The following is a 12095-nucleotide window of genomic DNA, read 5'->3' on the forward strand; positions in this document are numbered from 1 at the left end:
GGCCGTCATCCACCCGGAGGGCATGCTCCAGCGCCGCAGCGCGGAGCACTGGGCGGGCCGCTGGTACATGCGGAGCATCTCGCTCCGGATCACCCGGGTCCTCTCCACCATGACGGTGATCACGCCCAACGGCCTCACCTACCTGATGATGCTGACCGGCATCCTGGCCGGTGCCGCGCTGGTCGTCCCCGGCCTGGCCGGTGCCGTCCTCGCGGCGTTCCTGATCCAGCTCTACCTGCTGCTCGACTGCGTGGACGGCGAGGTCGCCCGCTGGCGCCGGCAGACCTCGCTGACCGGTGTCTACCTGGACCGGGTCGGGCACTACATGTCCGAGGCCGCGCTGCTCACCGGCCTCGGCCTGCGCGGCGCCGACCTGCTGCACCGCCACGGCACCGCCTCGCACTGGGAGTGGGCCTTCCTCGGCACGCTGGCGGCGCTCGGCGCGATCCTGATCAAGTCCGAGACCGACCTGGTCGACGTGGCCCGGGCCCGCAGCGGCCTGACCGCCGTCGAGGACAGTGCGGCCGTGCCGCGCTCCACCGGCGTCGCCAAGGCCCGCAAGGCCGCCGCCTTCCTCAAGTTCCACCGCCTGGTCGGCGCGGTCGAGGCCTCGCTGCTCATCCTGGCGGCGGGGATCGCCGACCACGTGCACGGCGGGCTGTTCTTCACCCGCCTCGCGGTCGTCGTGCTGGCCGCCATCGCCATGCTGCAGACCGTCCTGCACCTGCTCAGCATCGTGCTCTCCAGCAGGCTCCGATGAGCGCCGCGGAGGACTTCAGGCTCGGCGCGGTCATCATCACGATGGGCAACCGCCCGGCCGAGCTGAACGCCCTGATCGACTCGGTGCTGAACCAGGAGGGCCCGGCGGTCGAGCTCGCCGTGGTCGGCAACGGCGCGCCGCTGCCGCCGCTCCCGGCGGGCGTGCGGAGCGTCGAGCTGCCCGAGAACCTCGGCATCCCCGGCGGGCGCAACGTCGGCATCGACCTGTTCGGCAAGGACGGCGAGGACGTCGACGCCGTCCTCTTCCTGGACGACGACGGCCTGCTCCCGCGGCTGGACTCGGCCCGGCTGCTCCGCGAGGCGTTCACCGCCGACCCGCAGCTCGGCATCGTCTCGTTCCGGATCGCCGACCCGGACACCGGCGTCACCGCGCGCCGGCACGTCCCCCGGCTGCGCGCGAGCGACCCGATGCACTCGTCCCGGGTGACCACCTTCCTCGGCGGCGCCAGCGCCGTGCGGAGCAGGGTGTTCACCCAGGCCGGCCAGCTGCCGGGCGAGTTCTTCTACGCGCACGAGGAGACCGACCTCGCCTGGCGCGCGCTGGACGCCGGCTGGTCCATCGACTACCGCGCGGACGTCGTCCTGCACCACCCCACCACCTCCCCGGCCCGGCACGCCTCGTACTTCCACAACGTGGCCCGGAACCGGGTGTGGCTGGCGCGGCGGAACCTCCCGGCCCCGCTGGTGCCCCTCTACCTGGGGACGTGGCTGCTGCTCACCCTGGCGCGGCGTCCCTCGGGTGCGGCGATCAAGGCCTGGACCGGCGGTTTCCGGGCCGGCTGGAGCGAGCCCTGCGGTCCGCGACGGCCGATGAAATGGCGTACTGTATGGCGATTGACCAGGTTGGGCAGACCGCCAATCATTTGATCGCAGTAGTTGGTGGCCCTGCCATCGACCGGACAAATCCCCCCGTTAACCCTGTGGGTCCGCCCGGTTCGCGTCTCTCCCCCGAGTCGAACCGGATCTCCGATCCGTGAAGGACGAATGTGTCGACAGTGAGTGACTCCGTCAGCCTCTCAGCTCCGTCGGGAGTTGACACGGGCCTGACCCAGAAGCAGCTCGCGGCCAAGTATGGCCTGACGGTGAGTGGCAAGCGGCCTGGCCTGGTCGAGTACGTGCGGCAGCTCTGGCAGCGCCGGCACTTCATCCTGGCCTTCGCCACCGCCCGGCTGGTCGCCCAGTACACCACCGCCAAGCTCGGCCAGCTGTGGCAGGTGCTGACGCCGCTGCTCAACTGTGCGGTCTTCTACCTGGTCTTCGGTGTGATCCTGAAGAGCCGGGACGGCATCCCGGTCTACATCGCCTGGCTCTGCGTCGGCGTCTTCGTGTTCCAGTTCTCGCAGAGCGCGATCCAGGCCGGCACCCGGTCCATCTCCGACAACCTCGGGCTGATCCGGGCGCTGCACTTCCCCCGCGCCTGCATGCCGGTGGCCTTCACCGTCATCCAGCTGCAGCAGCTGCTGATCTCGATGGTCGTGCTGGTCGTCATCGTGCTGGCGAACGGCATCACGCCGGGCGTGACCTGGCTGCTGCTCATCCCGGCGCTGATCCTGCAGTCCCTGTTCAACACCGGCCTGGCGCTGATCATGGCCCGGATCGGGGCCAAGACCTCCGACATCTCGCAGCTGATGCCGTTCGTGCTCCGCACCTGGATGTACCTCTCCGGCGTGATGTACAGCATCCAGACGCAGATCAACAGCGCACCCCACATCGTCAAGACGATCGCGGCGCTGAACCCGGCGAGCGTCTACATGGACCTGATGCGCTACGCGTTCATGCCCCAGAGCTTCAGCAAGAAGGCCTACCCCGGTCACAAGGTCAACGGCCACGACACGGCGCACTGGCTGACCCTGCCGCACCACATCTGGATGATCGCCGCCGCCTGGGCCGTCGTCGCCTTCGCCTTCGGGTTCGTCTTCTTCTGGAAGTCCGAAGAGGAGTACGGCCGTGGCTGAGACCGCAACCACCGAGGACCGAGGAGTGGCGCCCACGATGGCAGACCAGGTCAAGCACGAACGCGTTCCCACCGTCGTCGTGGACGACGTGCACATCGTCTACAAGGTCCACGGGGCCGGCGCCGGCAAGGGCAGCGCGACCTCCGCGCTGAGCCGCCTGATCGCCAAGAAGCGCTCGCCCTCCATCCGCGAGGTGCACGCCGTCCGCGGCATCAGCTTCACCGCCTACCGCGGCGAGGCCGTCGGCCTGATCGGCTCGAACGGCTCCGGCAAGTCGACCATGCTGGCGGCCATCGCGGGCCTGCTGCCGACCGAGAAGGGCGGCATCTACACCAACGGCCAGCCGTCCCTGCTGGGCGTCAACGCCGCCCTGATGAACGACCTCACCGGTGACCGCAACGTCATCCTGGGCTGCCTGGCGATGGGCATGCCCCCCGCCGAGGTGAAGGCGCGCTACGACGACATCGTCGAGTTCTCGGGCATCAACGAGAAGGGCGACTTCATCTCCCTCCCGATGCGCACGTACTCCTCGGGCATGGCGGCCCGCCTGCGCTTCTCGATCGCGGCGGCCAAGACCCACGACGTGCTCCTGATCGACGAGGCGCTCGCCACGGGTGACCAGAAGTTCCAGAAGCGCAGCGAGGCCCGCATCCGCGAGCTGCGCGGCGAGGCCGGTACGGTCTTCCTGGTCAGCCACAACAACCACGCGATCCGCGACACCTGCGAGCGGACGATCTGGATCGAGAAGGGCGAGCTGATCATGGACGGTGAGACCGACGAGGTCGTCACCGCCTACGAGAAGTTCAACCACGGCGGCTAATCGCGCCGGTGAGCTCTGCGGGGGGCCGGTGCCGGGCGGATGCCCGGCACCGGCCCTGCCTGGTGTTCGAGTCCGGCGCGTGTCCGAGACGGGCCTATGGGCCGGTCCGGTGTAGAACGGGGGAGTGACGGCAGTGGCAGCTTCGGACCAATCCGACAATCAGATGGACGGCACGGCGGGCAGGAGTGCGCTGAACCCGGCCGCGCAGGCCGTGGCCCCGGCCGCCACCCTCGACAAGGCCGACCTGGAGAACTTCCCGGTCGCCCCGTCCTTCCTGCCCGCGGCCTGGCGGACGGACCTGATGGCGGTCTACGGCTTCGCCCGCCTGATCGACGACGCCGGTGACGGCGACCTCGCCGACCCCGCCGGGGTGGCGGCGCTGCTGGGCGTGACGGCACCGCCCGTCACCCCGGTGGCCCAGAGCGGTCCGCCGAGTCCCGCCGAGACCGGGTTCCGGCTCGCGCTGCTCGACGGGCTGGAGCGCGACCTCGACCGCGCCTTCGAGGCGGCGCTCCCCGGCGGCGGCGCCGAGCAGCCCCGGCACCCGCTGATGCGCGCCCTCGTCCCGCTGGTCGACCGGCACGAGCTGACCCCCGAGCCGTTCCGCCGCCTGATCGAGGCGAACCGGGTCGACCAGCGCACCGACCGCTACCCGACCTACCAAGACCTCATCGGCTACTGCACGTTGTCCGCCGACCCGGTCGGCCGGCTGGTGCTCTCGATCGCCGGCGTCTCGACCCCGGAGCGGGTCGCGTACTCCGACGCGGTCTGCAGCGCGCTCCAGGTCGTCGAGCACCTCCAGGACGTCGCCGAGGACCTCGGCCACGGCCGGATCTACCTCCCCGGCGAGGACCTGGAGCGCTTCGGTGTCACCGAGGCCGACCTCGCCGAGCCCACCGCCGGACCCCGGGTGCGCGAGCTGATCGCCTTCGAGGTGGACCGGGCCCGGACCCTGCTCGATCACGGCGCGCCGCTGGTGGGTACGGTTCGGGGGAGGCTCCGACTGCTCCTCGCGGGATTCACCGCAGGCGGGTACGCGGCCCTGGCGGCCATCGAGGCCGCCGGGTACGACGTCCTGGCCCAGCAGCCGAAGCCCGACAAGCGCCGCCTCGCAGTGAAGGCGGCGACACTCTTCGCGAAGGGAAGGTGAACGCCCGAGTGGCGGCATCACCACTGGCGTCGGCGCAGGTCATGGCGGCGTACCGGTACTGCGAGGCGGTCACCGCCCTCCAGGCCCGCAACTTCAGCTACGGCATCCGCCTGCTCCCGGAGGCCAAGCGGCTCGGCATGTCCGCGCTGTACGCCCTGGCCCGCCGGGTCGACGACATCGGCGACGGCGACCTGCCGCCCGAGCGCAAGGCGGAGCAGCTGCTCCGCACCCGGGACCTGCTGGACGAGATCCGCGAGGGCGCCGTCAGCGAGGACGACACCGACCCGATCAAGGTGGCCCTGGCCGACGCCGCCCGGCGCTTCCCGATCCCGCTCGAAGGCTTCGACGAGCTGATCGACGGCGTGGAGATGGACCTCAAGGGCGCCGAGTACCGGACCTTCGAGGACCTCAAGGTCTACTGCCGCTGCGTGGCCGGTTCGATCGGGCGGCTCTCGCTCGGCGTGTACGGCTGCGAGGACGTCAAGCTCGGATCCGAGTACGCCGACACGCTCGGCCTCGCCCTCCAGCTCACCAACATCCTGCGCGACCTGCGCGAGGACGCCGTGAACGGCCGCACCTACCTCCCCACCGAGGACCTGGTCCGGTTCGGCTGCGAAGGGGGCTTCGCGCAGGCCCGGCCCGCGGCCGGGGCCGACTTCACCGGGCTGGTCGCCTTCCAGGCCGAGCGCGCCCAGCGCTGCTTCGAGGAGGGCCTGCGGCTGCTGCCGATGCTGGACCGCCGCAGCCGTGCCTGCACCGCCGCGATGGCCGGCATCTACCACCGGCTGCTCGCCCGGATCGCGGCCGAACCGGAGTCCGTGCTGCGCGGACGGGTCTCCCTCCCCGGCTGGGAGAAGGCATACGTGGCACTGTCCGGGCTCGCCGGAGGGCGTTCTTGATTCTCTCGCCAGTTATGTCACGCTGTGTCAGCGCGGGGTCGCCCCAGGGTGCCCGCGCCCTGTCCACGACTGAGCAGCGAACCGGTAGGGGGGAGGGCCGATGACGGCACGGCCGCGTCCGGCGGAGCCCACCGCCGTGGTGATCGGCGGCGGCCTGGCGGGGATCACCGCCGCGCTGCGCCTGGCCGAGTCCGGCCACCGGGTCACCCTGGTGGAGACCCGGCCCCGGCTCGGCGGTCTCGCCTTCTCCTTCCAGCGCGGCGAGCTGACGGTCGACAACGGCCAGCACGTCTTCCTGCGCTGCTGCACCGCCTACCGGGGCCTGGTCGACCGGCTGGGCGCGGGCCGTCTGGTGGAAATCCAGCCGCGCCTGGACGTGCCCGTCCTCGGCGTCTCCGCCGACGGCCGCCGCACCCTGGGCCGGCTGCGCCGGGCGGGCCTGCCGGTGCCGCTGCACCTGGCCGGCAGCCTGGCCGGCTACCCGCACCTGGGCCCGGTGGACCGCCTCCGGGTGGTCCGGGCCGCGCTCGCGCTGAAGGCCCTCGACCTGGCCGACCCGAAGCTGGACGAGATCTCGTTCGGCGACTGGCTGCGCCGCAACGGGCAGAACGCGGCCACCCTGGCCGCCATGTGGGACCTGGTCGGGGTGGCCACCCTCAACGCCACCGCCGACCAGACCTCGCTGGCGCTGGCCGCGATGGTCTTCAAGACCGGCCTGCTCTCCGACCCCGGAGCCTCCGACATCGGGATGGCCTCCGTCCCGCTCGGCGAGATCCACCACGACGCCGCCCGGGCCGAGCTGGAGCGCGCCGGGGTGCGCGTCCTGCTGCGGTCCCGCGCCGTCGAGCTCAAGCCGGCCGCCCAGCACGCGGTCCGGCTGGAGAGCGGCGAGCTGCTCACCGCCGACACGGTGGTGCTGGCCGGGGCGCAGGACAGCGCCGCCGCCCTGCTGCCGCCCGGCGCGATCGCGCGCCAGGAGCGGCTCGCCGAGTTCGGCACCGCGCCGATCCTCAACGTGCACGTGGTCTACGACCGCAGGCTGCTGCGCAAGCCGTTCTTCGCGGCGCTCGGCTCCCCGGTCCAGTGGGTCTTCGACCGGACGGCCCACTCCGGGCTGGCCGTCCCGGGTGCCCAGTACCTGGCGCTCTCGCAGTCCGCCGTCCAGGACGAGATCGACCTGCCGGTGGCCGAGCTGCGCCGCCGCTACCTGCCCGAGCTGGAGCGGCTGCTGCCGGCCGCCCGGGAGGCCGAGGTGCTGGACTTCTTCGTCACCCGGGAGCGCACCGCGACCTTCGACCCGGCCCCCGGCACGGCGGCCCTGCGCCCGCAGGCCCGTACCGACGTCCCGGGCCTGCTGCTGGCCGGTTCGTGGACGGCCACCGGCTGGCCCGCGACCATGGAGAGCGCCGTCCGCAGCGGCCACGCGGCGGCGGACGCCGCGCTCTCGGCGGCCGGCCGGCTGCCGGTCGACCGTGGCGACGGCCGGTGGCCCCGATGACCCGGACCTTCGCGCGCACCGACGCCGACAGCGGCAATGGAATCAGAACCGGCCGGACGCCCTCGGCGCTCCGGTCACCTCAGGAAGAGGGAACGTACGTGGAGCCTCGCAGCGGTAATGCCTCGGCTGTCAAGGACGCCGCTTCGGTGCCCGAGCTGCTGGCTCGCGGCCGCACGCTCTGCACGCCGCCGCTGCGCGCGGCGGTGGCCCGGCTCGCGGCGCCGATGGACACCGTGGCGGCGTACCACTTCGGCTGGATCGACCGGGACGGCACGCCGGCCGCGGGGGACGGCGGCAAGGCCCTCCGTCCGGCGCTCGCGCTGCTGTCGGCGCAGGCGGTCGGGGCGCCCGCAGAGGCGGGGGTGCCGGGCGGCGTCTCCGTTGAACTGGTGCACAACTTCTCCCTGCTCCATGATGATCTGATGGACGGCGACGAGACTCGACGGCACCGGGCGACGGCCTGGACGGTCTTCGGCCCCGCGCAGGCGATCCTGGTCGGCGACGCGCTGGCCACCCTGGGCACCGAGGTGCTGCTCGACGCCGCCGTGACCGGTGGCGCGAGCGCCGCGGACGCCGCTCGCGCCGTCCGCCTGATCACCACCGCCACCCGTAAGCTGATCGACGGGCAGGCCATGGACGTCGCCTTCGAGCAGCGCGACGCGGTGACGGTCGAGGAGTGCCTGGAGATGGAGGGCGGCAAGACCGGGGCCCTGCTCGCCGCCGCCTCGGCGATCGGCGCGGTGCTGGCCGGCGCCGACGACCGCACCTCCGACGCGTTGCAGCGCTACGGCCACCACCTGGGCCTGGCGTTCCAGGCCGTCGACGACCTGCTCGGCATCTGGGGCGCCACCGAGGTGACGGGCAAGCCGCACTGGGGCGACCTGCGCCAGCGCAAGAAGTCGCTGCCGGTGGCCGCCGCGCTCGCCGAGGGCGGCGCCGCCTCCCGCCTGCTGGCGGAGCAGCTGGCCGACCCCGAGGGCCGGGGCGAGGAGAGCGAGCCGGTGCTCGCCGCCCGCGCCGCCCTGATCGAGCAGGCCGGCGGCCGGTCCTGGACCCAGGACGAGGCCCGCCGCCAGCACAAGACCGCCCTCGCCGCCCTGGACGAGGTGCCGATGGCCGACGAGGTGCGCGAGCGCTTCGTCGCACTCGCCGAATTCGTGGTGGTACGAGAGAGGTGACGTCAAGTTGACTGCAACCGCGGACGGCCGGCTCGACCCTGAGTACGATCCCGAGCCGGTCGCGGTGGAGGACCGCCCCCCGGTGCCCGAACGGCTGAACGGCCGTCAGCCGCCGGTGGGCCGGTCGGATCTGCCGTTCGGGTCAGGGCGGTGGGAGCCTGACGGACCACCTGCGGTACGACAATCCGGTGAGATGCAGTCCGAGGAGCTCTCCGCTGCCGAGGCGCTGGACCGGGCCACCGACCACCTGCTGTCACTCCAGCACCCCGACGGATGGTGGAAGGGCGACCTGGAGACCAACGTCACCATGGACGCCGAGGACCTTTTACTGCGCCAGTTCCTCGGCATCCGGACGGCGGAGCAGACGGCGGCCACCGCCGCCTGGATCCGCTCGCAGCAGCGCGAGGACGGCACCTGGTCCACGTTCCACGACGGCCCGCCCGAACTCTCCACCACCGTCGAGGCGTACGTCGCGCTGAAACTCGCCGGTGACGACCCCGAGGCCCCGCACATGCGGGCGGCCTCCGCCTTCGTCCGCGCCCGGGGCGGCATCGCCGCCGCACGCGTCTTCACCCGGATCTGGCTGGCCCTGTTCGGCTGGTGGCCCTGGGACCGGCTGCCCGAGATGCCGCCGGAGATCATGTACCTGCCCAAGTGGCTGCCGCTGAACATCTACGCGTTCGGCTGCTGGGCCAGGCAGACCATCGTACCGCTCACCGTGGTGTCGGCTCACCGCCCGGTCCGGCCCGCGCCGTTCGCCCTGACCGAGCTGCACACCGACCCCGCCGACCCGTACCCCGAGCGCCCGCTCGCCCCGCCGACCACCTGGGACGGCCTGTTCGCCCGGCTGGACCGGGTGCTGCACGTCTACCACCGGTACGCCGCCCGCCCGCTGCGCCGGGCGGCGCTGGCCAAGGCCGGCCGGTGGATCGTCCACCGGCAGGAGGCGGACGGCTGCTGGGGCGGGATCCAGCCGCCCGCCGTCTACTCGCTGATCGCCCTCCAGCTGCTCGGCTACGACCTGGACCACCCGGTGATGAAGGCGGGCCTGGCCTCCTTCGAGCGCTTCACCGTGCACACCGAGGACGGCGGCCGCTGGATGGAGGCCTGCCAGTCCCCGGTCTGGGACACCGGCCTCGCCACCATCGCGCTCCGCGACGCCGGCCTGCCCGCCGACCACCCCGCGCTGCTCTCCGCCGTCGACTGGATGCTCGGCGAGGAGATCACCACCAGCGGCGACTGGGCCGTGCAGCGGCCGGGCCTCGCGCCGGGCGGCTGGGCCTTCGAGTTCGAGAACGACAACTACCCCGACATCGACGACACCGCCGAGGTGGTGCTCGCCCTGCGCCGCGTCACCCATCCGGAGCAGTCCAGAGTGGACGGTGCGGTTCACCGCGCGGTGGAGTGGAACCTCGGCATGCAGTCGAAGAACGGTGCCTGGGGCGCCTTCGACGTCGACAACACCAGCACCCTGCCCAACAAGCTCCCGTTCTGCGACTTCGGCGAGGTGGTGGACCCGCCCTCGGCGGACGTCACGGCACACGTGGTCGAGATGCTCGCCGAGGTCGGCCGGGCCGACGACCCGCGCACCCGGCGCGGAGTGGCCTGGCTGCTGGCGAACCAGGAGGCCGACGGATCCTGGTTCGGCCGCTGGGGCACCAACTACATCTACGGCACCGGCTCCGTGCTGCCCGCCCTGGTCGCGGCCGGGATGCCGGTGGCGCACCCCGCGATCCGCCGGGCCGTCGGCTGGCTGGAGGACCGGCAGAACCCGGACGGCGGCTGGGGCGAGGACATGCGCTCGTACGAGGACCCGGTCCGCTGGTCCGGGCGCGGCGAGTCCACCGCCTCGCAGACCGCCTGGGCGCTGATGGCCCTGCTGGCGGCGGGCGAAGGCCCGGACGGCGCGCGCAACGAGGCGGTGGAGCGCGGCGTGCGCTGGCTGGCCGCCACCCAGCTGCCCGAGGGCACCTGGGACGAGCCGCAGTTCACCGGGACGGGATTCCCGTGGGACTTCTCCATCAACTACCACCTCTACCGGCTGGTCTTCCCGGTCACCGCGCTCGGCCGCTACGTGCACGGGACCCCGCTGGGCGGGGGCGTCCGATGAGGCCCGAACCGCCGCCGGCCCCGCTGCTGGTGGTCTGCGCGCTCGGGCCCGAGGTCTGGGCCCTGCGCGGCGGGGACTGGACGGGCGGCCGGGCCGGCCCGGCGGTGCTGGCCCGGACGGGCATGGGACGCGCCCGGGCCCGGCGCAGCGTGGCCGACCTGCTGAGCCGGGACGGCTACGGCGCCCTGGTGGTGGCCGGCTTCGGCGCCGCCGTCGGCCCCGGGGTGCGGCCGGGGGACGTCATCGTCGCGGACGCGGTCCGCGACGGCGAGGGCGGCCACCACCCGCTGGACTCCGCCGCCCCGCTCGCCGCCGCGCTGCGCTCGCGCGGCCTGACCACCCACGTGGGCCTGCACCACACCGCCGACCACGTGGTGCGCGGCTTCGAACGCCGCGCCCTGTACGCCCAGGGCGCGCTGGCCGTGGACATGGAGGCCGCCGCCGTGCTCGCCGCCCGGGCCGAACTCCGGCCCGCCCTGCCCGCCGCCGTCCTGCGGGTGGTGGTCGACACCCCCGAGCGCGAGCTGCTGCGCCCGGGCACCCTCCCCGCGGGGCTGCACGCCTGGCGGGCCCTGCGCGCCGCGGTTCCGGCGCTGGTCGCCTGGCACGGCTACGCCGTCACCCCCGTCCCCGCCACCTCTACCAAGGAAACCCAGCCCTCGACGCTCCCTCAGGAGGCGAGCTAGTCATGGCCATGCCGCTGCGCCAGACCCTTCGGGTCGGCACCTATCTCATGGAGCAGAAGCTCAGGCGGCGGGACAAGTTCCCGCTGATCGTCGAGCTGGAACCGCTGTTCGCCTGCAACCTCGCCTGCGAGGGCTGCGGGAAGATCCAGCACCCGGCAGGAGTGCTCAAGCAGCGGATGCCGGTCGCCCAGGCGGTCGGCGCGGTCCTGGAGTCCGGCGCCCCGATGGTCTCGATCGCCGGCGGCGAGCCGCTGATGCACCCGCAGATCGACGAGATCGTCCGCCAGCTGGTCGCCCGGCGCAAGTACGTCTTCCTCTGCACCAACGCGCTGCTGATGCGCAAGAAGCTGGACAAGTTCACGCCCTCGCCCTACTTCACCTTCACCGTGCACATCGACGGGCTGCGCGAGCGGCACGACGAGTCGGTGGCCAAGGAGGGCACCTTCGACGAGGCGGTGGCGGCGATCAAGGAGGCCAAGCGGCGCGGCTTCCGGGTCACCACCAACAGCACCTTCTTCAACACCGACACCCCGCAGACCATCATCGAGGTGCTCGACTACCTCAACGACGACCTGAAGGTCGACGAGATGATGATCTCCCCGGCGTACGCCTACGAGAAGGCCCCCGACCAGGAGCACTTCCTCGGCGTCGAACAGACCAGGGAGCTCTTCCGGAAGGCCTTTGCCGGCGGCAACCGGCGCCGCTGGCGCCTCAACCACAGCCCGCTCTTCCTGGACTTCCTGGAGGGCAAGGTCGACTTCGAGTGCACCGCCTGGGGCATCCCCAACTACTCGCTGTTCGGCTGGCAGCGCCCCTGCTACCTGATGGCCGACGGCTACGTCCCCACCTACCGCGAACTGATCGAGAAGACCGACTGGGCCAAGTACGGCCGCGGCAAGGACCCGCGCTGCGCGAACTGCATGGCGCACTGCGGCTACGAGCCGACCGCCGTCCTCGCCACCATGGGCTCCCTCAAGGAGTCCATCCGCGCGGCCCGCGAAACCCTCGGCACCTGAGCC

General features: G+C 72.5%; 11 protein-coding genes. All 11 read left to right on the top strand.

What is annotated here, in order from left to right:
* Positions 1-22 precede the first annotated feature (22 nt).
* The 11 genes from ABD330_RS04675 (at position 23) to hpnH (ending at position 12092) form a co-directional block, all read left to right on the top strand.
* On the top strand, positions 23-760 hold the full coding sequence (locus tag ABD330_RS04675) for a CDP-alcohol phosphatidyltransferase family protein (protein WP_344461107.1): 738 nt from the start codon (positions 23-25) through the stop codon (positions 758-760).
* Entirely contained in the window at positions 757-1647 is an 891-nt protein-coding gene (locus tag ABD330_RS04680) for a glycosyltransferase family 2 protein (protein WP_344460974.1), read from the top strand. Before ABD330_RS04675 ends, ABD330_RS04680 begins: the two co-directional genes overlap by 4 nt.
* Positions 1648-1766: 119 nt before the next feature.
* Positions 1767-2735 (top strand): ABC transporter permease, encoded by a 969-nt coding sequence (locus ABD330_RS04685; RefSeq protein ID WP_425555447.1) that lies wholly within the window; start codon positions 1767-1769, stop codon positions 2733-2735.
* Positions 2736-2772: 37 nt separating this feature from the next.
* Complete coding sequence (locus ABD330_RS04690) at positions 2773-3555, top strand: ABC transporter ATP-binding protein (protein WP_344461108.1); 783 nt, start codon at positions 2773-2775, stop codon at positions 3553-3555.
* A 163-nt stretch (positions 3556-3718) separates the two neighbouring features.
* The gene (gene hpnC, locus ABD330_RS04695) at positions 3719-4705 is read left to right on the top strand and encodes a squalene synthase HpnC (RefSeq protein WP_344461110.1); all 987 of its coding nucleotides are present in this window, start codon (positions 3719-3721) and stop codon (positions 4703-4705) included.
* A 41-nt stretch (positions 4706-4746) separates the two neighbouring features.
* Positions 4747-5604 carry a presqualene diphosphate synthase HpnD gene (gene hpnD, locus ABD330_RS04700; protein ID WP_344461112.1) on the top strand — a complete coding sequence of 286 codons (858 nt, stop codon included), beginning with the start codon at positions 4747-4749 and terminating at the stop codon, positions 5602-5604.
* A gap of 100 nt (positions 5605-5704) precedes the next feature.
* Positions 5705-7102 carry a hydroxysqualene dehydroxylase HpnE gene (gene hpnE / locus ABD330_RS04705; protein WP_344460978.1) on the top strand — a complete coding sequence of 466 codons (1398 nt, stop codon included), beginning with the start codon at positions 5705-5707 and terminating at the stop codon, positions 7100-7102.
* A gap of 98 nt (positions 7103-7200) precedes the next feature.
* Entirely contained in the window at positions 7201-8280 is a 1080-nt protein-coding gene (locus ABD330_RS04710) for a polyprenyl synthetase family protein (RefSeq protein ID WP_344460980.1), read from the top strand.
* A 193-nt stretch (positions 8281-8473) separates the two neighbouring features.
* Positions 8474-10390, top strand: coding sequence for a squalene--hopene cyclase (shc, locus tag ABD330_RS04715; RefSeq protein WP_344460982.1), 1917 nt, complete (start codon positions 8474-8476; stop codon positions 10388-10390).
* Positions 10387-11076, top strand: coding sequence for a phosphorylase family protein (locus ABD330_RS04720; protein ID WP_344460984.1), 690 nt, complete (start codon positions 10387-10389; stop codon positions 11074-11076). The genes shc and ABD330_RS04720 overlap by 4 nt, the downstream gene beginning before the upstream one ends.
* Positions 11077-11078: 2 nt before the next feature.
* Complete coding sequence (hpnH, locus tag ABD330_RS04725) at positions 11079-12092, top strand: adenosyl-hopene transferase HpnH (RefSeq protein ID WP_344460986.1); 1014 nt, start codon at positions 11079-11081, stop codon at positions 12090-12092.
* Positions 12093-12095 lie beyond the last annotated feature (3 nt).

It is taken from the genome of Kitasatospora kazusensis (assembly GCF_039529945.1).
Classification (GTDB): Bacteria; Actinomycetota; Actinomycetes; order Streptomycetales; family Streptomycetaceae; genus Kitasatospora; species Kitasatospora kazusensis.